Annotated in this window: 25 protein-coding genes and 1 tRNA gene; 14 read left to right on the top strand and 12 right to left on the bottom strand. The window is 60.0% G+C overall.

The features are described 5' to 3' along the window. Positions 1-174: 174 nt before the first annotated feature. The 8 genes from NKH38_RS27655 (at position 175) to NKH38_RS27620 (ending at position 5,973) form a co-directional block, all read left to right on the top strand. Positions 175-1,299: a hypothetical protein gene (locus NKH38_RS27655; RefSeq protein WP_352764494.1), complete on the top strand. Its 1,125-nt coding sequence runs from the start codon at positions 175-177 to the stop codon at positions 1,297-1,299. 213 nt (positions 1,300-1,512) lie between these two features. After that, a complete protein-coding gene (locus tag NKH38_RS27650; protein ID WP_352764492.1) occupies positions 1,513-1,740 on the top strand; it encodes a hypothetical protein in 228 nt (75 codons plus the stop codon). A gap of 91 nt (positions 1,741-1,831) precedes the next feature. Next, positions 1,832-2,314, top strand: a complete 483-nt coding sequence (locus NKH38_RS27645) for a group II truncated hemoglobin (RefSeq protein ID WP_352764489.1) — start codon at positions 1,832-1,834, stop codon at positions 2,312-2,314. A 160-nt stretch (positions 2,315-2,474) separates the two neighbouring features. Beyond that, positions 2,475-2,550, top strand: a tRNA-Trp gene (locus tag NKH38_RS27640). Between the two features lie 110 nt (positions 2,551-2,660). Then, entirely contained in the window at positions 2,661-3,881 is a 1,221-nt protein-coding gene (locus NKH38_RS27635) for a site-specific integrase (protein WP_352764486.1), read from the top strand. Positions 3,882-4,090: 209 nt separating this feature from the next. Beyond that, positions 4,091-5,152 (top strand): MobA/MobL family protein, encoded by a 1,062-nt coding sequence (locus tag NKH38_RS27630; protein ID WP_352764484.1) that lies wholly within the window; start codon positions 4,091-4,093, stop codon positions 5,150-5,152. An 80-nt stretch (positions 5,153-5,232) separates the two neighbouring features. Then, positions 5,233-5,505, top strand: coding sequence for a hypothetical protein (locus NKH38_RS27625; protein ID WP_352764481.1), 273 nt, complete (start codon positions 5,233-5,235; stop codon positions 5,503-5,505). 21 nt (positions 5,506-5,526) lie between these two features. After that, positions 5,527-5,973, top strand: a complete 447-nt coding sequence (locus NKH38_RS27620; protein ID WP_352764478.1) for a hypothetical protein — start codon at positions 5,527-5,529, stop codon at positions 5,971-5,973. Positions 5,974-5,989: 16 nt separating this feature from the next. Here the strand turns inward: NKH38_RS27620 and NKH38_RS27615 are convergent, their stop codons facing one another. The 4 genes from NKH38_RS27615 to NKH38_RS27600 form a co-directional block, all read right to left on the bottom strand. Beyond that, on the bottom strand, positions 5,990-8,563 hold the full coding sequence (locus tag NKH38_RS27615) for a M48 family metalloprotease (protein ID WP_352764475.1): 2,574 nt from the start codon (positions 8,561-8,563) through the stop codon (positions 5,990-5,992). Next, positions 8,560-10,278: a type IV secretory system conjugative DNA transfer family protein gene (locus NKH38_RS27610; protein ID WP_352764472.1), complete on the bottom strand. Its 1,719-nt coding sequence runs from the start codon at positions 10,276-10,278 to the stop codon at positions 8,560-8,562. The genes NKH38_RS27615 and NKH38_RS27610 overlap by 4 nt, the downstream gene beginning before the upstream one ends. Before the next feature lie 265 nt (positions 10,279-10,543). Next, on the bottom strand, positions 10,544-10,846 hold the full coding sequence (locus NKH38_RS27605) for a type 2 periplasmic-binding domain-containing protein (protein ID WP_352764469.1): 303 nt from the start codon (positions 10,844-10,846) through the stop codon (positions 10,544-10,546). After that, positions 10,846-11,718 carry a phage integrase N-terminal domain-containing protein gene (locus NKH38_RS27600; protein ID WP_352764466.1) on the bottom strand — a complete coding sequence of 291 codons (873 nt, stop codon included), beginning with the start codon at positions 11,716-11,718 and terminating at the stop codon, positions 10,846-10,848. Before NKH38_RS27600 ends, NKH38_RS27605 begins: the two co-directional genes overlap by 1 nt. Before the next feature lie 922 nt (positions 11,719-12,640). On the opposite strand from NKH38_RS27600, the gene NKH38_RS27595 reads away from it, so the two are divergent. From NKH38_RS27595 to NKH38_RS27585, 3 genes are all read left to right on the top strand, one after another. Next, complete coding sequence (locus NKH38_RS27595) at positions 12,641-12,856, top strand: hypothetical protein (protein ID WP_352764463.1); 216 nt, start codon at positions 12,641-12,643, stop codon at positions 12,854-12,856. Between the two features lie 9 nt (positions 12,857-12,865). Next, on the top strand, positions 12,866-13,222 hold the full coding sequence (locus NKH38_RS27590; protein ID WP_352764460.1) for a DUF2958 domain-containing protein: 357 nt from the start codon (positions 12,866-12,868) through the stop codon (positions 13,220-13,222). A 178-nt stretch (positions 13,223-13,400) separates the two neighbouring features. Then, entirely contained in the window at positions 13,401-14,495 is a 1,095-nt protein-coding gene (locus tag NKH38_RS27585; protein ID WP_352764457.1) for a DUF4238 domain-containing protein, read from the top strand. 31 nt (positions 14,496-14,526) lie between these two features. Here NKH38_RS27585 and NKH38_RS27580 read toward each other — a convergent pair whose 3' ends face one another. The 3 genes from NKH38_RS27580 to NKH38_RS27570 form a co-directional block, all read right to left on the bottom strand. After that, positions 14,527-15,462 (bottom strand): HNH endonuclease, encoded by a 936-nt coding sequence (locus NKH38_RS27580; protein ID WP_352764454.1) that lies wholly within the window; start codon positions 15,460-15,462, stop codon positions 14,527-14,529. A gap of 112 nt (positions 15,463-15,574) precedes the next feature. Next, positions 15,575-15,928, bottom strand: coding sequence for a hypothetical protein (locus tag NKH38_RS27575; RefSeq protein WP_352764451.1), 354 nt, complete (start codon positions 15,926-15,928; stop codon positions 15,575-15,577). Then, positions 15,882-16,652 carry a hypothetical protein gene (locus NKH38_RS27570; protein WP_352764449.1) on the bottom strand — a complete coding sequence of 257 codons (771 nt, stop codon included), beginning with the start codon at positions 16,650-16,652 and terminating at the stop codon, positions 15,882-15,884. The genes NKH38_RS27575 and NKH38_RS27570 overlap by 47 nt, the downstream gene beginning before the upstream one ends. 386 nt (positions 16,653-17,038) lie before the next feature. On the opposite strand from NKH38_RS27570, the gene NKH38_RS27565 reads away from it, so the two are divergent. After that, entirely contained in the window at positions 17,039-17,302 is a 264-nt protein-coding gene (locus NKH38_RS27565) for a Y4lK-related protein (protein ID WP_352764446.1), read from the top strand. Between the two features lie 199 nt (positions 17,303-17,501). Here NKH38_RS27565 and NKH38_RS27560 read toward each other — a convergent pair whose 3' ends face one another. After that, the gene (locus NKH38_RS27560; RefSeq protein ID WP_352764443.1) at positions 17,502-18,242 is read right to left on the bottom strand and encodes a DUF4760 domain-containing protein; all 741 of its coding nucleotides are present in this window, start codon (positions 18,240-18,242) and stop codon (positions 17,502-17,504) included. A 738-nt stretch (positions 18,243-18,980) separates the two neighbouring features. On the opposite strand from NKH38_RS27560, the gene NKH38_RS27555 reads away from it, so the two are divergent. After that, positions 18,981-20,921: a ParB/RepB/Spo0J family partition protein gene (locus NKH38_RS27555; protein ID WP_352764441.1), complete on the top strand. Its 1,941-nt coding sequence runs from the start codon at positions 18,981-18,983 to the stop codon at positions 20,919-20,921. Between the two features lie 142 nt (positions 20,922-21,063). On the opposite strand, the gene NKH38_RS27550 is transcribed toward NKH38_RS27555, so the two are convergent. From NKH38_RS27550 to NKH38_RS27540, 3 genes are all read right to left on the bottom strand, one after another. Beyond that, positions 21,064-21,816, bottom strand: coding sequence for a hypothetical protein (locus NKH38_RS27550; protein WP_352764438.1), 753 nt, complete (start codon positions 21,814-21,816; stop codon positions 21,064-21,066). A 208-nt stretch (positions 21,817-22,024) separates the two neighbouring features. Beyond that, complete coding sequence (locus NKH38_RS27545; RefSeq protein ID WP_352764435.1) at positions 22,025-22,453, bottom strand: hypothetical protein; 429 nt, start codon at positions 22,451-22,453, stop codon at positions 22,025-22,027. Next, on the bottom strand, positions 22,453-23,337 hold the full coding sequence (locus NKH38_RS27540; RefSeq protein ID WP_352764432.1) for a hypothetical protein: 885 nt from the start codon (positions 23,335-23,337) through the stop codon (positions 22,453-22,455). Before NKH38_RS27540 ends, NKH38_RS27545 begins: the two co-directional genes overlap by 1 nt. A gap of 327 nt (positions 23,338-23,664) precedes the next feature. Between NKH38_RS27540 and NKH38_RS27535 the strand changes: the two genes are divergently transcribed. Then, on the top strand, positions 23,665-24,210 hold the full coding sequence (locus NKH38_RS27535; RefSeq protein WP_352764429.1) for a recombinase family protein: 546 nt from the start codon (positions 23,665-23,667) through the stop codon (positions 24,208-24,210). Positions 24,211-24,245: 35 nt separating this feature from the next. Here the strand turns inward: NKH38_RS27535 and NKH38_RS27530 are convergent, their stop codons facing one another. Further along, positions 24,246-25,112, bottom strand: coding sequence for a DUF5677 domain-containing protein (locus NKH38_RS27530; RefSeq protein ID WP_352764426.1), 867 nt, complete (start codon positions 25,110-25,112; stop codon positions 24,246-24,248). Positions 25,113-25,149 lie beyond the last annotated feature (37 nt).

Raw genomic sequence — 25,149 nt, 5'->3', positions numbered from 1 at the left:
TCTTGACTATGCTGTATCGCTCGACGGATCGCCTCTGTCGTCGTGGCGCTCCCATGAAGAACCTGGCCCATAGCGCATCCTTTGATTCGGACGAAAAGTATGCGCCATCAAAGCCTGGGATCAAACACCTATCCGACGAATGATCCGACGATATGGTCCGAGGATCGCTCGGAGATGAAGTTTGTCGTCGCGCGCAGCAACGCACCGGGCTGCGAGCCCAATTGTCCGGAGTGGATCTCCGCCGAAGGCGACATCGCAGCCGGCACGCCAGCCCTGCTCAAGCGCACCTTGAAGAAGCTAGGCGGTCGCAAACTGCCGATTATCGTCAATTCCTTTGGCGGCAACGTCAATGCAGCGCTCGAACTTGGCCGGATAATCCGCAAGAACAAGCTCGATATCGCCGTAGGCAAGACCGAGTTTTCCGACTGTTGGCCCGGGACGGATGGTTGTGGTTTTAGTTACGGCAAAGGTTCCGCCTATCTCGGCCGGGCGTCTGATGGCGCCAGCTGCAACTCCGCCTGTCCGCTGATGTTTGCCGGTGGCGTCCGCCGCGTGGCCGGCGGCTGGAACTATCTGGGTGTTCACCAGATCACGACCACCTGGTTCCCCTCCACCACGCACTACCGGACCACATATCGCGTCAAACGGGGCAAAAAATATCGGGTCACCACGCAAACGGTCACTCAAGGTGAAAGCTACAAGACCTATGAGATGAGCAAGGGGTACGCGAGAAAGATCTCGGCCTATCTCCGAGAGATGGGTATCGGGCAGGGCGTGCTGGACTTGATGAAGGCGACGCCGGCGAGCGACATCAGGCAGATCGGCCTCCACGATATGCTGACGATGAAACTGGCGACCAGCACGGACACTCTTGAGCTGTTTACCAGAGCAAGTTTGTGCATGTTCGACCCGCCGGCTCCGAACTGCCGGGAAATACCGGGAAACAAGCCAGCCGGCGGACAAACGCCCGTGGCCAAGCCGGCCGTGGTGGCTGCGATCAAGGCAAAGACCGGCCCCCCACTTTCTCAGGCGGCCAAGGCTCCAGCTCCCAAGCCGTTGCAGGCAGCGCCAGGGAATTCGACGCCAGATGTGCGCTTCGTTGTCGTTCGCGGCAGAGACTCGCTCTGCAATCCCGATTGCCCGGAATGGATCTCGGCGGAAGGCGCGATGACGCCTCAGACCCCGCAAAAGTTGCGCCAGTTGCTCGACACCCTTGGCAACCGGCGGCTGCCGGTGGTGATCAGCTCACAGGGGGGGCAGCCTGTTCAGCGCTCTGGCCGCGGGAAGGCTTATCCATGAACGGAAGCTCGACGTCGCCGTCGCTCGCACCACTATCGTCGGCTGCGACCCGCCCGAGGCAGGCTGCTTGGCCGATAACGGTGCCTATGTCGGGCTGATTAGCGATTTTGGAGTGGAGTGCGATTCGGCCTGCGCGCTCATGCTTGCCGCCGGCGCCAAAGGCTGGTCGATCCCAAGGCGAGGCTCAGCATGTCCTCGAGGGGACAGACGCAGTTGGTTAAAGCCTACCTGGAGGAGATGGAGATGGACCCAGCTCTGTTCGCCGCGATAGGCTCGGTCGAGCGTCAGCTCGAGCCCGACATGATGCTCAAAGTCGGGCTGACAACCGGGCCGGAGTCGGTGGAGGCGCTAACTGGCCCCGCTATTTGCAAAACCTCACCCAAGCCCGACAACTGTTTGCTTCCGCCGACAGCCAAGGCCGAGTCGCCCGCCAAACTGTAGGCATCGCAGAAACTGGCCATCGAGGCAGGTTGAGCCATGCCCGATTTCTCCGCTATCGTCGTGGCAGGCGTCGCCCGGGGGAGGATCGAGAATGAGCCAGGATATCCCGACACTCTACGAATGGGCCGGCGGCATCGAAGCCCTCAATCGGCTGACGGAAACCTTTTACGACAAGGTGTCCCGCGACCCGGTGGTCGGCCCGGTGTTCAAACACATGTCGCCGGATCATCCCGCGCATGTCGCGGCCTTTATCGGCGAGGTTTTTGGCGGGCCGAAGACCTACAGCGAGAAATTTGGCGGTCACCGCGAGATGGTCATGCATCATCTCGGCAAGCATTTGACGGAGGAACAGCGCCGCCGCTGGATCAGCCTGCTTGCCGATGCCGCCGATGCGGTCGGGTTGCCGGACGATCCCGAATTCCGTTCCGCCTTCATGGGCTATGTCGAATGGGGGTCACGGCTTGCCAAGATGAATTCCACCCTCGGCGAGACCTGCGACCCGCAGACCGAACCGATGCCGGCCTGGGGCTGGGGCGTACCGGGCGGGCCGTACAAGCCGCCGGCCGGGGATTGAGCGCCGGCATGCGGCTTCAGGCAGGCGAAAAATCGAGATCGGCAGGGACGGGCTGGTCATCAGCTATCCGGATTTCCGGCAAAGGATCTGAAAGCGCGTCATACAACTCTTTACAGCGCGCCCGGAAGCTTTTAGGAAGCGCCTGCGCTGAAACGCGCGTACGGGCATAGCTCAGTTGGTAGAGCGGCGGTCTCCAAAACCGCAGGTCGTAGGTTCGAGCCCTGCTGCCCGTGCCATTTCCCAAGGGAAATCAGGTACTTATAAATCGCCTTGCTGGGCGAGGACGCCGAAAGTAGCCTTACACATCTCTTTCACAAACTTGCACGCGCGCAGGGAGTGTCTGGCGATGGCGGAAAAGCACACGATTCTGGAAGGGAAAGTTCACGTCTATCGGCGCAACGAGAGCCCGATCTGGCACTGTTCGACGTTCCTGAAAGGCAAAAACTGGCGGGTCAGCACCAAGGAAGAGAGCCTTTCCCGGGCCAAGGACTGGGCCGAAGACTGGTATTTCGGGCTCAAGGACAAAGGCCGGCGTGGCGAACTCGTAGGCGAGAAAACCTTCAAGGATGCCGCCGACCAGTTTATTTCTGAATACGAGGTTCTTACGGATGGAGAGCGCAACGCCCGTTGGGTCAAGGACCACTACCGGCGCGTCCGCACCTATCTGGTGCCTTTTTTCGGCAAGATGGGTCTTTCGACCATCACGGCCGGGACAGTGCAGGAATACCGCATTTCGCGGATGACGCCTGAGGAGGGCAAGAAGCTCCCCTCACGCAGTACCCTGCACCACGAGACGGTGACCTTGCGGCTGGTCCTGAAAACCGCCCTGCGCCACCGCTGGGTGGCCCACCTGCCCGACATCTCGCAGCCCTACAAGAAGTCTGCGAAGGTTGTTCATCGCGCGTGGTTTACACCAGAGGAGTACAAACAGTTGTACCAGGCGACACGTGCCCACGCTCATGATGCCCGTGCAGTGAGCCTCAAAGCGCAGAAGGGCGAGCAGGCGCACCGTGTCTGGCTGGCCGAGCAGCTTCACGACAAGATCCTTTTCCTGACCAATACCGGTTTGCGGCCAGACGAGGCGAACTGGCTGGAGTACCGGGACGTGGAGGTTGTTAAGGACGGGCCGACGGGGCAGAAAATCCTGGAGATCCAGGTGCGGGGCAAGCGCGGGGTAGGGTACTGCAAGAGCACGTCGGGTGCCGTGTTCCCGTTCGAGCGGATGGTGGCCCGGAACAAGCCGAAGCCGACGGACCGCATCTTTCCGGTTGACCACAAGAAGCAGTTCAACGGCATCCTCGAGAACATTGGCCTCAAACTCGACCGCGAGGGTAACCGGCGCACGCTGTACTCGCTGCGCCACAGCTACATCAGCTTCAGGCTGCTGGAGGGCGCCGACATCTACCAGATCGCTAAAAACTGCCGGACGAGCGTCGAGATGATCGAGAAGCACTATGCGGTCCATCTGAAGAACCGGCTCGATGCCGCGGCCATCAATGTGCGCAAGCCGAAGCCGGTCAAACGCCCCAAGCCCACGGAGAATACCCTTGACCTGTTCGATAACTGAACGTGGGTTGAGCTTGTGTTTTCGGGAGAAGTTTGCGGCAATGCGTACAGCGCACCTACGCATCGCCCCAATGTGTACGCATTGCAACTGAGGGGGGCGATGCTTGCTCGGTTTTCTGACCGGTTGCGGGGCGCAAACCGGAGAAAACCGGCAGCTGCGCCAAGGGGGAGACCCCCTTTGGAAACCCCGTCCGAGCCCTGGAGAGGCCCGTGGCTATCTACCACCTGAACGTCAAGAACATCAGCCGGGGCGATGGGCGGGACATCGTGGCCGCCGCCGCGTACCGGGCCGGGGAAGTCCTGCCGAACGAGGCCGAAGAGCGCCTGTCGGACTTCGGCGGGCGCCGGGATGTCGTCGCCAGTGAAATCCGCTTGCCTGCCGGGGCGCCGGAATGGATGGCGAACCGATCCAGTCTGTGGAACGCGGTGGAGGCGGCGGAAAAGCGCAAGGACGCCCGGCTGGCCAAGGAGGTCGAGTTTGCGGTGCCTCTGGAATTGCCACGGACGGCGTGGCTGGGCATCGCCCGCGTCATGGCCGACGCGTACACAGCGCAAGGGTTCGTGGTGGACCTGGCGATCCACGACGACGGTGCCCGCCGCAATCCCCATGTCCATCTCTTGATGACCACCCGGCTGGTGGGGCCGGACGGCTTCGGCCTGAAGATCCGCAGCGCCGACGGGAAGCTCTTCGTGACCGAGGCGCGAAAGCTGTGGGAGCGGATCGCCAACGAGGCTTTGGGCAAGGCGGGGCTTGCGGTCGCGATCGACAGCCGGAGCTACGCCAAGCGCAATCTTGACCGGTTGCCGGGACGGCACCGAGGCCCTAATCCTGAGGAACGGCGGGCCCGCAGGGTCGATGCGCAACGGGAGAGGAAGATGGCACCCAGAGAACCTGACGAGGACCTGCCGGTGCCCGATCCGGACGGTTCGCCGATCCATCCAGAGCAGTTGGAAGCAGCCGAGGGCCGGATGCTGGAGGATATGCATCGTCCCGCCCTGCCGGAGACGGCCCATGCGCCAGGCGACCTGGAGGCCGCCCGGGCGGTGGTAGACCACCAGAATGCCCTTGAGATGAGCGAAGACGAGGCGGCCGCGTACCGGCTGGCGCCGGACAACCTGCTGGACTGGATGGACGACAAAACCCGCCCTGAGGATGTCCCGACGCTGGAGCGGTGGGAGAACCACCTAGATTGGCTCGATACAGGCCGCCAGGAGCCTGCGGAGGGCCGGGAGGAGCCACTGACGCCCGACCCGGACCGCGAGCGCAGGTAGCGCTTGCAGGATCTTCAGAGCCGTCCCATCATCATGTTATGACCAAGGTACATAGAGGTTCTGTTTTCGGCATCCGCGAAATGACGGACGCGCAGCGTGCAAAAGCGCGCAAGGAGCTGGAATGGCTGGAAACCGACCTGATCCGGCGCCGCAAGCGGCTTGCCTACTGGACCATGCGCAAGACGCAGGCCGAGACCATGCCGGATTTCCCGGAGCATCTCCGGGAGGGCACGTTGCATTTTTATGGCCGCGCTCAGGATCTTGTGAAATCCGGGGAGAAGCTTCGGGCTTACCTGGTTGCCGAACTGCAGGACCAGCCGGAACATCAGGCCGCTTATCACTACCAGCACTAGGCTGCTTTGGGAGACTGCACGATGGGAAAACAGGACGACCTGGCGCAGCTGCTTGAGCACGCCGATTCTCTGGAGAAGTCGGTCGCCGAACTCGATCATGACATCGAGCGCGCGACCCATGAACTGGCCGGCGGGGGCGACCGAGGCCAGTTGATTTCCTATCTGGAGGAGCGGCACAAAACCCAGCTCGGTTATATGTACGACCTCGGTAAGACCGAGGCGCGGATCGAGGACCTGGAACAGCTCCTCCGCGAGGAACAGGAGCAGCCGGAAGAACGCCTGCTTGCCGACAGCCTTCAGGAGGCAATCCCCGTCGCCCAGGAAGATCACCTGGACTGGTTTAAACAGTCCTTGGCCGACAGCCCGCCCCAGGCCGAAGAGCGGGACCTGGCGGAACAGGAAATGGTGCAGGAGATGGAGCGTGAACCGGCGCCGGAAGACCACCTAGACTGGTTGGGGCGAGGCTGATCCTCCCACTGGGGGCCTAGTTGACGCAGACCTGCCGCGTCACCTCGCAGGGCCGGCCGAAGCGGTGGAAACATTCGGAAAGTGCCATCTCTTCGGCATCCTGAACGGTCGATTCCAGCTGCAACATGTAGTGCGACCGCTTCGTCACGGGGATGACGCGCGCAACGGCGGCACAGGTCTTGCGGAAGGTCTGTTTGGTCGCACAGGGGCTGCCGCCGCTGAACTGGCCGCACTCGGCCAGCGCTGCATCCGCCGCCTCCTGTTCGGTCTGGAAGCTCCGGTCGGTCAGGATCACGGTACCGTTGCCTGCCACCGCGAGTGCCCCGTAGCCCCCTGTCGGACCTGACGGGGCAGCCTGGACGACCGACAGCTCGTCACCCGCCCCGGCACCGGGCTGGCCGGCGCTCAGACTGTCGATCCGGCTTTTGAAGTCGTCCAGCTGCTTCTGGATTTCGAGCCGCGCCATGTCGCCGGTGGCGATCTGCCCTTTCAGCTCCAGGTTCATGCTGCGAAGTACATCGTTGCGGCGGGTCATCTCATCGCGGTCGGCCGTCATTTTGGCCAACTGGTCGGTGAGGGACGCGATTTGATCTGGCAGGGTCGTCTGGTTTTGCTGCTGTGCAAGCTGTGCTCTCAGCCTCTCGCGGTCGGCATTGGCTGCATCAAGTTGCAAGAGCAAGTTGTTGGTGCTGGCGGGGGCCGGGCTTTGTTGCAGTGCCAGCTGGCGCTTGAGGTCAAGGATCGTATTTCGAAGGTCATCCCTCTCTGACGTGAGGGCTGCCACCTTCCTGTTTAGCGGGTCGATCTGTGCCCGCAGCGAATCGGCGAGCGGGTCGGTGGCAACCGGTGAGGCCGCATGTGTACGTGACGCTTCGTTCGCAAGGGCCGCGCGATCGGCTGCAAGCCCCTGGCGATCCGCGCCTAACTGGGCCTCGGCCACTTTGAGGGCCTGCTCGCGCTGCTCCAGTTGTGAGACGCGGGCCTTATCATCAGCATGGCCCATCCATGCCCCCGTCCTGCCAGCTACCCAGGACCAGGACGATGACAGCGCGTGACCCGTCGAGGCCGTGGCGTCGTTGAACCGGCGATCGAGCGCGTAATAATTGATAATCGCGGGTGCCACCAGCAGCAGGACCACGCATGCGATGACCCCCATCCCGACACGCCGCATATTCACTTTGGACACCAGCTTCACACCGGCTCGCCGCGTTGCGCGGAGGAGGCGGGATGTTACGGCACCCAGCTTCGACCAGAGTGGTGATGGCGCTGACGGGGTTGAAAACCCCAAGCTGCGGGAACCTGCAACGGGTTCGTTGACTGCCGTACCCGCTGCGGGTTCCAAGATCGCCGCCTTTGCGGGTTCGGATGCACGTGCATCCAAGGCCCTGAGCCGCGCCTGGAGCGTGGGGTGAGTGGAAAAGAGGTTGCCGAAAGCGGCGCCCCGGAACATCAGGTAGCCATAGTGGTGCTCCTGCGCGGTCGGCTTGGCCGACATGCCATGGATGCGCCGGAGGGCGCCGGCCATTGCCTCTGTGGACGTGACGTGCGCCCCGACCGCGTCGGCATGGAACTCGCGGTTGCGGGAAATGCCCTTGGCGACAAGCTCGGAGGCAACAAAGACGGTTTTGCGGACAACGACGCCGCTGCCCCAGGCGAGGTGTGCGTTCACGCGGCCCTTGGCGCGTTTCCTGGAGGCGGATGCGGCCATGAACATCCCGAACACGGTCAGGACGTTGACCACGCCGACCAGCATGCGCTGGAAGCCCTCGGCAAACTGCATCCGCGCCACATCGTTATGTAGGATATGGCCGAGTTCGTGCCCGATGATGGCGTCCAGCTCATCCTTCTCGAATTCGAACAGCGGTTTGCCGATGACCACCATGGACGACTTCCTGCTCGCGCCCATAGCGAAGGCGTTCATGACGTTCGTGATCCCGACCGCAGGCCTGGGCAGTTTCAGCTGGTCGGCGAATCCATGCACCCGCAGGGCCAGCCAGTGGTCATCCGCCACGGGGACCACCCCGAAACTGGTGCTGACATCGCCGGAGGCCCGGGCGATGTAGCGGCCGCCGAACATCAGGCCGAGCAACGACAGGCCCAAGCCGACCAGCAGCGGTGGGTTGGCGTACGGGCTCCACATCAAAAAGTCGAAGGGTGCCCATTCCCTGAACCAGACCATCACCGCGAGCCACGTCAGCATGCAGCAGCTCAAGATCAGGATTGCGGAAAGCTGAAGCGCTGTTGGCAACCAGGACCGGTTGCGGGGTGTCGGGTGCTCCCCGGTCTCGATGGGGGCCGCGGAAAGCCCCAGAAAGGCAGCAGGCCCCGGCGCGTATCTTAACAGCAGCAGTCGGCCGGTGCGTATGCCTGCGCGTAATTGGTAGAACACCAGCGTGAGGTCGGCACCCCAGACGATCCATGAATGCATGGGCCATGGCCACGGGATCACAGCCCACCCCAGGGAAAGGATGTCGGGATAGCGGATGTTGATTGCCAGCCATCCGGCACGCAGGGCCGTCAGGACCAGCACGGCCTTGACCAGCGGACGCAACCGGGTTTCCGTGCCAAAGACCGAAGCTGCCAGCGTCATGGTTGAGGCTCCGCAATGGTGCCGATCCGCTTCATGCAGGTCTCGCTCTCGGTGTAGGACACCATCCGTGTTTTAAACGGGCGCGCGCCGCGCGCGTAGTTGATGCCCCAGCGCCAGCCGTTGCGCTGCCAGCCGGAGAGCAACTCCATAATTTCGTCGGGGGTCATCAGCGGCCGCCCAAGGAACTGGACGCTTTCGCTGCCGGAGGTGCCCGTGTTCACCGAGGCGTCCCCGTACCAGCGTCCCAGATGGGACGAGCCAGTGTGGCCGCTGGAGCGGCTCAGGTAGGCGAGCGTTTCATGGCCGAGGTACTTGCCGATCAGCTCGCCGGTGATGGGGTCGTCGATGCCATAGAACTGTTTGACGGAGCAGGTCAGGAACGGCTGCCAGCTGTTGCCCGGATATTGCTCCTGCAAGGACATGACGTCCTGGAGGAAAAACCACAGGCGGACGCCGGCGCTGGCATGGGTGCGGATCGCGGCGCGGAACTCCGGGAATGGGCCGAGGTTCAGGAACTCATCGAGGATGAAAAGCACCGGGATGTCGGGTGTGCGGCGGTTGCTCTCCATCGCATCTAGGGCCGATTTGAGGAGTATCCGCAGCCAAGGCGAAAACGGTTCCATCTTGCCGAACGGAACGTCGATGTAGACAGTGATCGGCCGGTCTTTCAGGTCTTCGAAGGAAAAGTCCGTACCGCTCAGGCTGCGCTGGATATCGCGGTCGCGCCAGAGGGCGAGCTTGCTTTCCAGCGTCGCCTCTAGAGTCTGCAGGCCTCGATCCCGCGTCTTCTCAAGGATGGCCTTGCCTGCTTCCGCCGTCGACGGGAATTCAGCGAGCTTCTTGGCAATATTGAGCAAGTCTCGCCCCTTTTGGGAGGCTAACTGGCAGACGGTCGTAAGCGTCCGCCTATCCTGCGGCGCGTTTGATTTTACGTAGATCATCGCTGCCGTCAGGAAACCCGCCGCGTCGTCATTGAAGAAGGACGAGGCATGTCGATCGCGGGGAAACATCTGTTCCGCGAGCGATCGGGCGTCTGACTGGGAGCGCACGCGCGCCAGGGGATTATAACGGTGTCTTACCCATCCTGAGCCCCTGTCGAAGGGCGCAATGCGGTAGATTTCATGGCCGATCGACTTCCGCCACGCGGATGTTTTTTCGAAATGTTCGCCCTTCGGATCGATGACGACGCAACTGCCCCGGTAGCGCAGCAGGTTCGGCACGATCGACGTCACCGCCTTGCCCGACCGGGTGGGGGCGATGGTCAGCAGGTGGCCGTCGTCATCCCAATGGACGAACTGCGGTTCGGGGTTGCTTTCGTCATCCGAGTATCCGCCGAGCAGGATGGAGGAGGGATTGTCGAAGGCGGAGCGGTCGGCAAGGTACAGCTTGCCGTTGGGGATTGTTCGCAGTTCCTGCGGCGCGGCCCAGCGTCCCGACCCGTAGAGCGGCGGCGGATTTTCCAGGAGCCGCTCGCGTTCCTCGCGCGCTTCAAGGTCGCGTCTGGCGGCCTCGATAATCGGCCCGGGATCCCGGCCGGAGCGTATCGCCGCCTCGACCTGGTCAGCAACCTCGGGACCGTAGAGCTGTTCAACCTGCTTTCGAGCACTTCTCGCGCGAATATGGCGCCCGATTTTCAGGCCATACTGGCCCCACTTCATGCCGTTCGAAATCTCCCTGGACAAATCGCCCAAGGGATCGAATTTAAAATCGCCCATAACCCAACCCCGACCCGGCGGGGAGAGTAACAAGCAAGGTGGGGAATGCAACCAGCACTGAAGCAGATATTTACTGAAGGTGACGGGTTGACGGAGCACCACAACAGTATTGCATCACCATTTCTGGCTGCATGACAGCAGAACTGCTGTCTCCCAAGCCTCCGGAAGCGGAGGCCAACCAGCATAAGAGGGGATGGACATCCCCTGCCTCTCAACGGGCAGACGCCCCGTTGTTCAGCCCTTCGACCCTTCGTGTCTGATCATTTCACCACGAAATCTCAAGTTCCGGGTATTCCGCCAGGATCGACGGGCGATACGCATCCTGTTCGAGACGCGTCGGACGCCAGACGTATTCGAACTGCTCGGAATCGAGCCATTTCTCAAGCGCCCGGGCGGCCTCCGTGTCGGAGAGATCGAACGGGAACTCCTGCACGATGCGGTAACGGCGGTGGCCCTGCATCGCCGCCTCATCGATGGCGGTGGCGACGGTCAGGGGTTTGAACAGCCTTTCGGCGTATTTCGTCCGCATGGTGGAGGCCATGAGGAAATTGCCTTCCGAACGTTTCATCAGAAGGCACTCCCGAGGTAAGTATCCGTGATCTTCAGGCGGCCATGGCCCAGTTCGGCCGATATGTGATGGCGCGCCGCGCGGTCGGCGGCACGTTCGGTGCCATCCATGTCGGCCCAGCGCTTGCCGCCCGCCAAGGGGCAGGGCTGGCCGGTCAGCACCGCATAGCGTTGCTGGGCATACGCGTGCCGGAACCCGTGGGTGTTGCGCAGGCCCGCCTTGAGGGTCTGGTATTCGAACCGCTTGAGCTGTTCGACGTAGCTCAGGTGCGCGGGGATCAGCGACCCGCCGCCGGGGACGAGGCGGATGATGTGTTCGAGAACCTGCCGCTGTTCCAGCGTGGTCACGGGCACGGTTCGCGCCCGGCCGCCCTTCGTCCAGCTCGCCTGCAAGGAGATCTGGTCCGCGCGGATGGCCGCCTGCGGCTGGAACTTCATGGCTTCCTCGCGCCGGAGGCCGAAGGCCACCTGGAGGAGCACCGAAGCCTTGATGTAGGGGCATTCGATGGTGGCGAGCTTGGCAGGGTCGAGGGTTTGCGCACGGTTGCGCGTGACCTCGCCGCGTTCGGCGACGCCGTACGTGGCGTTGTCGCGGTTGACGACGTTGACCTTGTTGATTTTCTCGGCCCACCAGCGCAGCCAGGTGAGGCGGTTGCGGATACTTGCGTCCGAGGTGTCCGTATCGAGCCATCGCTCGACGAGGGCCTCGACATGCTTGGGTTTGAGGGAGGTCGCGGACGGCAGCTTGTAGCCGAGGTCCGTGAGGTCGTTGGCCATTGCGGACAGGCCGCGCCGGCGGTTGTTCTGCGTGCCATAAGAGCCGTCCCGGTTGCGTTGGCACAGCCGCACCAGGTCCATGGTTAAATCGTCCATCTTGCTCGCTTTTTTATTTTTGGCTGAGTGTTGATGGCCGATGCACGTCCGTAGATCGTGACACCCCGCGAAGGTCATTCGCGGCAGGGCCGGAATGCGTAGTTTTCTTTACGGTATAAGCCTCCCTAGCCAGCCGGGTGGCTGGCCGAATTGGTTTGCCCTGTTGGGCGTCCGGTTACCGAGAGGTCGAAACCGGAGGTGTGCCCGCCGCGGCGGCGCACGTATTCGATGAGCTAGCATTCTGCTCTCCTTTGGTTGGGGAAATGGTCGGGTGAGATGGTTCAGGCGTTTTTTGGCCCGCCGGGATAGTGGACGGTGTCGCCCATTAATGGCCAGCGTGTTGCGCCGAAAATGATCAGCGAAGCGCAGCGTCATTTGCAGGTCGTGTGGCGGCGTTTGCGCGAACCCTGCATCCACCGTGGGTTTGGTGGCGGTCTGTCACTCCCCAATGCATTGGCGAGTGACAGACCGCCGGCCGCCCGCATTGTCGGACATTCCATGCCCGACCATGCTCGTCACGCTGCTCCGCGTTCCTGGCCACGGGTGTTGGCCGGACCCCGTATTGCGTTCGGCGCGGCAATCGGTGGCCCTGTGTCAGGGCCGGGCTCGTTTGTCCCGACCGCCCACGCCGTCGTGGGTGTGTCGGCGCGCTTGCATCCCGCCCGGGATGCCCCCGACCGCCGCCGCAGGGTGCGTGGTGTCGAACGCGTCTCGTTCGGTCCGGTTTTGCGGATGGTCCTGGGTTTTCCGTCGATGGTCTGCCCGGAGGTGATGACTGTTCCCGTCTAGCCGGCGCGGCCGTCTTGTCCCGTTCCTGCCCGCTCCTTCGCTGCGCTCCCGTGTTGGGGACAAGCCAGCCCTGCGCGCCGTCTCCTTTGGAACCGTCCTCCGGGACAGAACCCATCAACCAAAGGAAAACACCATGACCCTCAAACGCAACACCCAGACGAAGCCCGAGCCGAAGTCCCCGATCTACCACGCCTACACCGTGCGGGACGGCAAGGACGGCCAGAAGGGCTTCTGGACCCGCATCGGCGCCTTCTTCGCCCACGATGACGGCGAAGGCGGCACGCTCCTCCTCGACGCCCTGCCGCTCGACGGACGCATCGTCCTTCGCGCCCCCAAGGACGAAGAATAGGAGGCCGCCATGCAGCTCTTGACCCAAGACCTGCGGAACAAGCTGCTGGCGAACGGTCGCCAGCAGCTTCCTCTCCGCGGCACCAACGGCGAGATCGACTTTGTCCCCGTTGTTAAACTGTTCACGCCGGATGCTGGTGCGACCTGGCTTCTGACGGAGATCGATCCGGAAGACCCGGATATCGCCTTCGGCCTGTGTGACCTTGGGCTGGGATGTCCCGAGGTTGGCAGCGTCAGCCTTTCCGAACTTGCGTCGGTGCGTGGCCGTCTCGGTCTACCGGTCGAACGTGACCGGGATTTCAAGCCGACTAAGCCGCTCTCGGCCTATGCCAGCGAGGCTCGACGCGTCGGCCGCATCCGAACCTAAGGCTCTTCGTTAAGCAACGCCACCGAATGGTGGCGTTGTCTTGTCTTCCATTGAAGCCAGGAAGCGCAGGCCTGTGAGGGACATTTCCGCATTTCGCTCTGTGTGATAGGCAACGGCTTGGCGCGGGTGGGCTCGGGTGTCCCAACGGCAGTACCTGAATGGCGGATCACTCGACTGGATGGCCGAGAACAAGAACCAACATTTTGTTCCCAGGGTGCATCTAACGCCTTTCAGCGTTGGTGCGGAAGGCAACGCTATTCACCTCTTCAACCTTGACCGGAAGAAAGTAATTTTCGACGCACCGGAGAAAAACCAGTGCTCCAAGGATTACTTCTATGGGCAGGACCCCAAGCTCGAAGACGCAATCCGGGCTGTGGAGGGATACTACGGACGTTGCGTTTCCTCCCTCCACAAATCAGGCGCGATCATCAACGAGTCTCATGCCACAGTCCTCAGGCGTTTCGCGTACCTGCAGCATGTCCGCACAGAAGCTGCTGCGCGTCGATCAGCGGAGTTCATTTTCGCAGCTACATCCGTCAACGGTACCGGCATCGAACAGCCGCCCTTCAAGGAGGCGGTGAAGGCTGCCGTCATCGCGGCAATGCGCCACTACGCCAGCACGATGACTGTCGTTGACGATCTAAAGGTCCGCATCGTTCGAAACCTCACATCAGTGCCGTTCCTCACGTCAGACGATCCCGCCGTTCTTGCCAACCGCTGGCATCAACAGCGCGCGAAGGACAGATCTTTTGGCGTCTCCAGCGCTGGAGCCCTGATGTTCCTGCCGCTTACGCCGAGATTTCTAGCTATTTTCCTGGATGGGGACGTCTATCAAGCTGAGCACGCCGGCGGCTGGATCAACGTATCAAATCCGGTGGATATTCTTGCCTGCAACCACCAGCAGGTATTGAACTGCGCAGCAAATTTGTACTTTGGCGATCGGAGTTGCGGAAGCGATGTGCAGGAGATGGCGGCCTCGGTGGCGCAGTTCAGGCCGCCGACCCGGGTTGACGTGGTGATGGCTGTAGCCGACGGTGGAACCGAAACTCACACCCGCTACGCAGTCGTAGAGACACCCGACGTCCGGGAACATGACGACGTTCTTATCCATGTGAGAACTGTCAGGCCGGTTCCGCCAAAGTGGCCATCGTTTCTGAAATTTCGGAACAATCGTTTCGTCTTCACCAACGATACGGGCGCGGGCTTCCGCCGTCGAACGACTGCGACGTCGAGTCTTTCGGGCAGTCCGCCTTGGCGAAAGGTTCGAGGTTAAAGAGACCGATGCTATTCTGGCGCTTCGCGCATCAACTGCTGGCGTTTTCGGGTTGCACGGTTTCATCGAAGACCAGGAAGAGGGTGTCGTCATCCTCCTTCAGCCGGACCTCGGTTCGAGAGGACAAAGACTCGTTGGGAGTCCTGTAGACCGTGTGTGCCTTCAAACGCGGCAGGCTGTTGACAATCGCTTGGGCGGGTTCGCGTTCGCCGAAGAAGCCGACCAGGCGGCGGTTGTGGTTCCATTCGATGGCCCAGGCCCAGGTTTCAGCGGATGGGTGTTTGCGGGTAATCAGCTTAAAAAAGCCGTCAGCCGAGATCGCAAGCATGCGGCAATCCCAAGTCTCGACCGTGCGCATAAATCCGGCCATCAACGCGTTGCCCCAATCGCTGCGGACGACGGTCATGAGCGGATGATAGTCGTGAGGCCAGTAGCTGCCGCGACGGGTCTCGCGTTTGTAGGTCTGCATGTAGAAGAACGCCATTAGTTGCAGGCGCGCCAGTTCGAATGCCCGGTCGTCATCAATCTGCGGCTGGCTGGAAAACTGAAACGATAAGTTGATGCCGGGTCCGAGGTTGGCGCGGATTTTTATCTCTTCGCTACTGTCCTTGACCGCCTTCCGAGTACGACGACTGCGTGAATCCTTCGCCTTACGCTGGGCGTCCTCGATCGCGGCCACATCATCATGCCCATAATTCCCCCAAGGATCGGGTTGGAGAGTGATCGCGGAAATGTCGTCCTCAAGATCGGCCTTGCGCGAGTTGCAGCGGCGGCAGGCATTGAGAATTAGGTTCCATTGGCCGTGTAACTTGCCCTTGGGCACGAAGCGGCGCCCGATTACATGCTCACGTGAGATGTTGCTGGCTGAAAGCCCAACGCCGCAATAGACGCAGGTGCGGTTGTCGAGCGTTTTCGGACGCTCAGGCGACATCTCAATCAGGTCGGATCGAGCTTCGGATGATTCCATCTGCAAAGGATAGCGCTGAAGACCAACGGAGGCTAAATCTCTTTTCTAGTGACGGATGGCGTCGCCTTAGGCGGCGCTCTCGAGCTTCCTGGTTCAAGACTTGCCGAATGATCTATTCGTCCAACTGCCGGTTAACCTCCTTGGAAATCTTCCTCGCAGCAGCCGCAATTTTGCCTGCCCGGGCATAGCGCTCCTTGCCGTAGGCGGCGATGAAGGCAGATGGATCTCCCTTGCCTACAATGTCGATGTATTGGGTAATCTCCTCGGGTCGAACCACGTCAGGAACTTTCGCATCGCAACTTTTTTGGATTGCGTCGGCAATCTCTCCTTTGCCAAATTCCGGCTGGGGATAGAGCCAATAGTTGAAGGTAATGCAATCAAACTTCAAGTCGTCGTCCGCGATGGCCGAAGTCACAAAACTAGCGGCAATCGCTATCGTCAGGCCACATCTTGCAATAATTGACATTCGTTTCAATCGCCCTTTTATTATGGTATTCTAACGCAGTTTCACCTCTTCCTTCAATATATTTCTTACCGCGCTCTTCCTCTTTGTTCACATATAAATCGACAGAAAAGGAGGCCAAATTGTTATTCAGTAGATGTTTCGCGACTTCGGCGACGGTGTCGTCAACAATCTTCTTAAGATTGATCTCGATCCCCTTCAGTCTCCCCACCTCTTTCTTTTGTAGATCGGCAATCTGCTTCGAGGAATCGGCCTGTGGCGCCCAAGGGTTGGGCTTGGGGTCCTGAGGAGCCTTATGGTCGGGAGCAACCGATTGGGCGTCCTGATTGCCGCAGAAATTGAACCGCATCGCGTCCGTGGCTTCGCCATCAAATACATTTGTTATCTGCAAAACACGATCGTTACCGACGACAACGGCCACGTCGACCGAGTATGTGCTCTGCTGCGCTGCATAGTACAGATCAATGGAAAGTTCTGCAGTCGTATCGGTGCTGCTCTTGACGCCATATCGAACGGGTTTGATGTAAATGTTGTCAGATATGATGTTGTGAGTCTTGTAGTAATTGAAAACAGACAGCGCTATATCGTCATTTTCAAACGGAATACATGGCATGTCGCTCTCTGTCGCTATCCCGGATGTTTTCTGGGATTGAGCAAAGCCTATCGGGATCCGGGCCAAACAAGCGAAAAATATCAGTGCGCCAATGAAAACAATTGGTTTTAGCACAAATCACCCACCCTGAACGTCTATCGCATGATATCTGAGAAGCGCAGGAATTTCGCTAACAATTTGGTAAAAGCCGCAGTTCCAAATAGCGCCCTTCGCCGGGGGCGGTCGGTCCCGCATCCGCCTGATGGCGGCGCTATGCTGATGCTCCTTCGGCCACCTGTTAAACCGGTCTCAGGGCCACGAACTTTCTTCAGCACCGAACTGACTTGATCCCGCTGGCGGGCATTTCGGTACTTCCGCCTTGTGCGCCCTTGTTCGTTATGGCCGCGAGCGGCCAAGCTGGTTGAGTTGCCTGTCGGATGCGGCTACGAAGGCGTTGTAGCCACACGGCATGGTTGCAAGCTGAGAACGTTGTGGTCGGCAGTGCGAGAAGAGGCTTTGAAATGAAGCAGATGCGAGAAGGCGACATTCCCGCGTTTGTGCGGGACGTGGCCGCAACCGGCTGCGATATCTGTGCCGTTGGCCCGGGTCACTATGTCATGGGCGATGCCGACGTTCCGCGCGGCAAACGCAGGGGCCTGTACAAGAAGCTCAGCGAAATCGACGCGCGCTACGGCACACGGGATCACTTGCGTCGCAAGATCGCGGCATACCTAGTTTCGATTGGCCGTTATATCGAGGCGCCTCCATCGCAACCGGAAGTCTAGACGGTTCTCACTTCCGATCGCAGGATTGGGTGGGGGCGTGGCTTGGGACTTGGCGTCGTTTCCGCGCCAGGGGGGCAGTCCCGCGTCCCGCCTGCGGCGGCATCCCGAAAGGCGGACGAGCGGCGTAAGAGGCGTTCTTCATTGGTTTCGGCGTAGCAGGCTTTCGGATGTGATGTCCAAGGTCGGGAGCCATCCGCCATCAGAAATGATAAGGCCCAAAAAATAGAAATGCCAGAAAGAATGCAACAATGCCAAGTTCTATGAAAGACAAAATCCATATGCGTTTATTGTATAAATCGTGGGCGTCATTATTTATATAATCGATATCGGTAGGGAGACGGCGATAAGTGACCATTTCGACAAGGAAAGAAATTAAACTTTTATCCTTCGTTAGCAAATGACTTGAAAATATCGATGCAGATTTTTTGAAGTCAGGGCACACCTTAAGGTATTCAAGAACGCTTAGTATAAAAGGCCTTTTGCTGTAATGTATCCTAATGTACATCGCTTCTAAATTTTTATACAGCGTCGACGACCCTTTCTCTTTCCGCGTTTTATTGATCAGCAAGTGTGACGTAACAAATATTCGCTCAGTAAGAGTCTTGTATTTCTTATAGAAATATTCTTCCGACACGTAGCCCATATCGATGTCGATTGCGGCTCTTTCCAATGCCTGGAGGCAATCCCAAATTGCTCCCGATATTTTGTCTCGCTCTTCCTTTTCATACCGGGTTTCATCGTAGACCTCTTTCCGGTCGAGAAGAGGTCCGACTATTCGTAGCGAGGATAGATATTCAGGTTTTTCGAGAATGCCCGAATAAGCATGGCTATGTTTTGCTCTGTCACCGTGGATTTGCCCTCTTCGGGTTGCAAACCACCCGACGGCCACCGCGCATACTGAAAGTAAAGCGGCATAGTCTTTGATCCATTGTAAAAACATGAAAGGCCCCCGAAGAGGCCTTTCAATAGCAGAGTTAGCTTGGCCACGGAATATCCATCACCGGTCTCCTTTGCTCTTAAAAGATAATTTTCATGTCTCAAGATTTAGTTAGCAAAAAGAACATATCATGAACAAACGCCGCATTCCACAATTTTGCGACTCGAATGTGGTTTTCTCCCGATGGCCATCTTAGCAGGTCCAGAGCATAAGACCATTTGAGTCTTGGGATGAAAAGCTCCTTAGAAAACAAGGTTTTGAGACGTCGATACCTCTTTTAGAGGAACTGCGCCCTTCGCCGGGGGCGGTCGGTCCCGCATCCCACCTGACGGCGGCGCTCTGCTGATGCTCCTACGGCCGCCCCGTTGAACCGGCCTCAGGGCCACGAACTTTATCCAGCAACCGATCTGACTTGGTCCCGCTGGCGGGCATTTCGGTGCTTCCGCTTTGTGCGCCCTTGTTTGTTGGGGCCGCTTCGCGGCACGGCTGCGCCGAAACGGATGTGCCTGACGGCACGGTTGTTGTGTGACGGGGAAAGAGGCGCGCGGCCCTCACTCCCCGCAAGCCGCCGCGGGCGGTTTCCCCCATCTTCCTCCGCTTCGCTCCGTGCAGACCGGGGAGACCCCTCCGCCCCCGGGACTTGCCCCCTCTCTCCCCGCTGCTCGCCGCGAGGCAGGGGTCAGGTGGCCTGACCCGCAAGGGAAAGGGAACACCTGAAACGAAAATCGAAGGAGCAAGTCCATGAATACCGCTGAAATCACCATCCCGCTTGGCAAGCTGGTGCCGAGCAAGGCCAACGTCCGTCGCGTCAATGCCGAGGCAGGCAGGGCCGAACTGGCCGCCAGCATCGAGGCCCACGGCCTCATCCATAACCTTGTGACCCGAAAGGCTGCAAAAGGTGCCAAGTTTGAAGTCGTCGCCGGAGGGCGGCGGCTCGGCGCGTTGCGGCTGCTGCTGGACGAGGGCCGTACCGTGCAGGGCGTGGCTGTCACCAAGGACTATCCGGTCAGGGCCATCCTGAGCGAGGACGGCAGCGATACTGAGATTTCGCTGGCGGAGAACGACCAGCGCCAGCCGATGCACGCGGTGGATGAGGTCATTGCCTACCGCGACCTCGTGGAACAGGGCATGGCGGCCGAGGACATTGCGTCACGCTTCGGCAAATCCATTGTTACCGTGCGCCAGCGGCTGAAACTGGCCAACCTGTCGCCGCGCATCCTTGATGCCATGCGGGCTGACGAAGTGACCCTTGAGCAGGCCAAGGCGCTGGCGGTGAGCGACGACCACGCGGCACAGGAGGCGGCGTGGTTCGAGCAGGATGGCTGGAACCGCAATCCCGGCAGTATCCGCTCGTTCCTGACCAGCGCCCATGTGCGCGGCAACGACCGGCTGGCCCGCTTTGTGGGCATTGAAGCCTATGAGGCGGCTGGGGGCGGGGTGCTGCGCGACCTGTTCGCGGAGGACGAGCTTACGTTCCTGACCGACCGGCCCTTGCTGGTGAAGCTTGCGAGTGAACGGCTTGAGGCAGTGGCCGACGAGTTGCGTCCGCTGGGCTGGAAATGGGTGGAAATCAGCCTCGACAGCACCTTCATCCACGGTGGCGGGTTCGGGCGCATCCATGCGGTGCGGCGCGACCCAACGGAAGCCGAGCGGGCTGAGCTGTCGGCGCTGGGCGCGGAGTACGACGATTTGGCAGGGGCAATCGACGCCTACGCCGAAGGGGACCCGCAGATACAGGCGGATGAGGCCAAACTGGGGGCGTTGGAAGTCCGCATCGAGGCCATCCAGAGCGCGGCGGAAGCCTTCGATGCGCACGAAATGGCGCTGGCGGGTTGTGTCGTGTCGATATCCTATGAGGGGATGTTGCAGGTGACGCCGGGGCTGGTGAAGGCCGAAGACCGCAAGGCCCTTGCCGTCTTGCAGGACGGCGACGAGGCCAACCACCAAGGTGCAGACGACGAAGCAGGTCAGGAAGAACGCCCCGAAGAGGACGCTTCCGGCCTATCGACAGCGCTGACCGAGGAACTGACGGCCACTCGCACGGCGGCGCTGCGCGTGGAACTGTCGAACCGGCCCGATGTGGCCTTGGTCGCCATCCTGCATGCGCTGGTGAGCCGCGTTTTCTACGACTACCACCATGGGCGCATCGAGACTGCGGTTGAAATCACCGGCCAGCGCCGCAATCTGGTTCCGTCCATCAAGGAGCCGGATACTTGCCGGGCTTTAAGCGGGTGGAACGAGGTAGTGGAAGGTTGGGGACACCGCTTGCCCGGAGACTCTGCCGACCTGTGGCCGTGGTTGGTGACGCAGCCGCAGGACGTGCTGTTCGACCTGTTGGCGGTGGTCACAGCCGCCAACCTCAATGCCGTGGTCGCCCGCCATGATGCCGGCAAGCAGCGCGTTGCCCATGCGGACATGATGGCGGAGGCGGTGGGGCTGGACATGCGTCAGTATTGGACACCAGAGGCCGGGTTCCTGTGTCGCCTGTCAAAAGCTGATATCGCCGGAGTGATGCGCGAGGCCGGGTGCACCGAAGATGCCGCGAAGGCGGTAGAACGCGCCCCGAAACCCGAAGGCGTCTTGCAGGCTGAAAAGGAACTGGACGGCAAGGGCTGGCTCCCCGCCGCATTGCGAGTGCCGGTTAAGGTTGAAAGCGAAAGCTTGGCAACCGCAGCCGAGTAGGGACGGCGCGTAATCTAAAGCCGGGGCAGTGACGCCCCGGCTTTTTTGCGTACGGGATGACCTTCAGGCCGGTATCGCACCTGCCAAGGCCAGGCGAGGGCGCCCCTGACCCGCCCCTCGCGCTCCCAGCCCACCCACAGGATTATTCCGCTGAATCTGCCCCATCTTTCGGGTCATCTGGGGACTTGCCGAATTGCTGGTCCATCGCCTGACGAATCCGCTTGTTGAGTTCGTGGCCTGAGGGTAGGGCGTACATACCAAGGTCGCGGTAGAGTTCGCTCTCGAGATCCTTGCGGGTGGGCTCCGTATAGGGCACCTTTTCGGCTCTCATTCTGCCGAAATCGTACAGGCGGTTGGTGAGGTAGGTCAGCCGAGCGATGTCAAAGACCATCGTCTCAAAGAAGTTGAGCGCTCTCTCCGATTTTGGAGTGTCTACCCTCGATTCGAACGCCTGCGCATGGATTACCAGCAGCTGCATGCTGCGATAGGTTTGTTCATCGACAAGGACAGCCGCTTCCATCACAGTTCTAAGCGCGTCGAAGGGGGGCGGCTTTGGTCGCCTGTCGGGGTCCTTTGTCTTCCACGCCTCGAAACATGCCGCCCAGTACTTGTTCAGATCAGCAAGGGCGTGCGGGAGTCCGATCCGCGCTGCCAGATTCTCGCGTCTCCGTTCCAGCGCGATTTGTTCTCTCTCAAGGCGGGACTGTTGTTTTTGGTCTCGAATTTGGACCCAAAGCAGACAGGCGCCGATCAGGGCGAAAACCCCTGTAAGAAGGGTTTGCCAGTCATAAACAGCATTGACAAAAGGGTTCTGAAATTTGGAGCCTTTTTCGCTGCAGTGTTCCAATACGCTCTGCGCGAAGATGTTGTCGCATATGGCTTCCCGTAGGTTCATTTGTCACCGCTGGCGTCTGGCTGTTCCCTGCCTGCCTTTGTGGCACGGCGCAACTGGCGAATGCGATTCAGCCTTAGGCACATTACATGACACGCCTGATGCAATGGCAATCTCGGCTGCTCGGGCAGTTCGGGAGCGATGACGCGGCTGGAGCTTCCCGCTTTCTAGCGGCTGTCACCGGGCTATTTAAACCCCCGTGAGCGCTCCCTCAGTTTTCTGGCGGGGACTGGCGGCCGCAAATGGTGACAAAGGCTGAACCGCCCCAAAAGGCCCGAGGCGCAAACGTGATCGAATAGTCGCGGCCGCTGGCCGCCGGGCCGAACCAGAAATAGGGCGAGGCGCTTGTCCACGCCGGCAGGTCCATTGCCGGCGTTCGGTCTTCGTCAGCAGGCGGTTCCGGCATGCCGTCGCCGCCGATGGTGATCATGGAGACACCGATGTAGCTCCCGGCTTTGAAGCGGCCGACAAATTCGACCGCGTCTCCAAAATAGTGGAAGCACCCGTCACTTGGGCCGAGCTTGAATCTCTGGACCGGAATTGGCTGCGTTGGTTCTTCCTGGGCCTTTGCCGGAGCCGACAGGAGAATGGTCGCGCCGACAGCCCAGAGCAGCGCCCGCTTGGATGCAATGTACCGCATCACTTGGTCTCAGGGTCAGGCTCACCAAAATTTTTCACGAAGATAGCCCTGCCAGTGCCTGAAATCTGTTTCTGGATGTCCCAGTCGAGCTTGCTGTCCTTGATGTAGAGACTGAGGGTACAAATCTCGCCGCGGCAGGCACTCGGCGTAGACTGCTTGTCCCGGATAGAATATGAGGCGGTATATCCAACGATAACGTCCTTGCAGTCCGTGTCGGAAAGGGCATCCCCACCTCGCGTAAAGCATTTCCAGATTGCGCTCTGGGGCTCATCGGCGGTGCGGAGATCACTGGTCATGGGCAACTGGGCACCGAACCGCGCAAGGCGGACATTGACGAAGCTGGGATCGAGTCCGCGATCGTCCGTCTCCATGCCGAAACTCGGCTGCAGGAAATAGGGGATGTTGGCGACATCTGCGGGAAGCTTCCCGATCACCACGGACCAATCGTCAGTCACCCGCTCGATGCGGTCGAGGATGAGGTTCGCCTGGAATCGCTCCAGCAAATTGCGTCCGCCGCTGGAAAAGCCCTTGATGGCGGAGACAGTGGTTCGGCCCTCGGGATAGACGACGCCATGGAACCGCCCATCCACCTTGCCGAGGAACAAGGGCAGGTTCTCCTTCTTGACCTCCACCCCGAAACCCATCGCTTTCAGACGCTTTTCGAGCTCTGCGGCGGATATGCCGGCCCCGGCGGCCTTGAGAGCGTCGATGCCCGAGAACGCGGCACTGGCGTCAAGGCGGGCCTGCTCGATCACAGAAGGTGCCGGAATGGAGACGGCCGGGATCTGGGATAACTCGACGTTGACGACCTTTGGCTTGTTGTCGCTGCACCCCGCAACAGCCAGCAGGAGACAGCTCCACGCCGCAACGAATTTGGCTTTCATCTTAAAACCTATTGCTCGATGAGTTCGACGTAGGCGCCAACGTCATGGGGATTGCATTGCCGAGAGAACGTCGGCCGCGACGGCCGCAAGGATAGCGGTATGCATCAAGGAGCGCCTGTTCCTGGAAGGAGAGAAGGGCTCAACCTCTATCCAGAAATCACGAGATTTGGCGCCGATCATAAGCCATCGCTAATTAAAGCTGTGTTGGCTTTTATGCACAAGATTTAGGCAAACAATCGTGACCACCACCGGAAAAATCGGCAAATATCTGGTGACGAGAGCGTTGCAAATCTCGTGAGTTTTGAAACAGCAGGGAGGCGCCTGTGAATGAAGTACGGGTATGCGCGGGTCTCTACCGAGTCACAGGACTTGGCCTCGCAAGTTGAGCGGCTTGAGGAGGCGGGTTGCCAGAAAGTCTATTTTGAGAAGCTGAGCGGCAAGAACGCGGACCGTCGTCAATTGCGGCGGCTGCTAAAAGTGCTGAAACCGGGTGACATTGTCCATGCCGTCGTCAGCGACCGCATAGCGCGGGATCCTTTCGACATGCTGCAAATCGTCAGGACGGTCTCGTCTGCCGGCGCAGCGCTTCGATTATTGGATGAGCCCTTTATCGACACTACGTCGGAAATGTCAGACCTCATCGTGTTTCTCGTCGGGTGGGCGGCCAAATGGCAGCGGCGCAGGATCCTGGAGAACACTTCGAACGGGCGCGCTCGCGCGATGGCCAGGGGCGTTAAATTCGGGCGAAAGCCGAAACTCTCTCAACAACAGCGTCGGGAGGCACTGGCGAGGCTGGCAGATGGGGAGGCAATGCTTGCAGTCGCCCGGCGCTACAATGTGAGCAAAAGCACGATCTCGCGGTTGCACCAATAGGAGCATTTCCGTGCCGCTATGCAGGCAGGTCCCCGCTAGCCGTCCTGGGGATGATAGACCGCATCGAATGCCTCGAATAGCCGCCTGTTAAGGCCTTCGATCCAATTGAGATGACCGACCAGTTCCGGCAAGCCGACCCGGTGGCACCATCCGATGTAGGCGGGGTTGCAGAAGATCAGTACGGGACCGACGAAACGGATGTCTGCGGGCATTTCGATTGGATATGCGGCATAGGTGCCGTCCTTGTTTCGGACAAGGTCGAAGTTCTTCGAATGGCCCCAACTGGCATGAATCGATTCCGAGCCGAAGCCATAGGTTGCTCCATAAAGCGCATCCATTCCAAGCGACTCGTACATGTCCCGAACGCTCTTTCCGCCGAACTTCCATTTTAACTTCTTCTCGAGCTCGAAACTCGAGGGGGTCAAACCCTCCTCCTCGAACTGGCGTATCGTCGAAGCCTTCAGTCGTTTGCCGGCCTTGGTCTTGAAGAAGCCGGTCTCCTCTTCAGTTTCAAAGATCTTCAACCGCTCCCTGAACGAGGATTTCCTGTAGTTGGCGATTTCCTCTGCGCTGGACGCGAGAAGGGTGCGGGCAACCACGGCCGCCTCCATGGCCTGCCTATCAAGGTAGCTGACGATGTTCGCATCGCCGCTGACGTAGTATTTTACAATTTCGCGCAATAGCTTGCTGATCTTGACCAGCAAACCCAGTATCGGCGCATCGTCCAAGGAAAAGCCGGTCGGGTTGCGTTCCACATTTTTCACCCGGGTGATGACATCATAAATCTCCGCCACGTCCGCGAAGAACGCTTTTGAAAACTCATGCAAGTTTTCAAGCGGATCGCCCACCTTCGGCATTGGGCGTCCATCGTACTTGGCAAAGATATCCGTCAGTTCGTCCATATTTTGTCTCCCTAGCCGAAGTCTGACACAACGGGTG

Origin of the sequence: Mesorhizobium sp. M1078, from assembly GCF_040318615.1 — a bacterium.
Lineage (GTDB): Bacteria > Pseudomonadota > Alphaproteobacteria > Rhizobiales > Rhizobiaceae > Mesorhizobium.
This window is presented reverse-complemented; position numbering and strand designations above follow the sequence as displayed.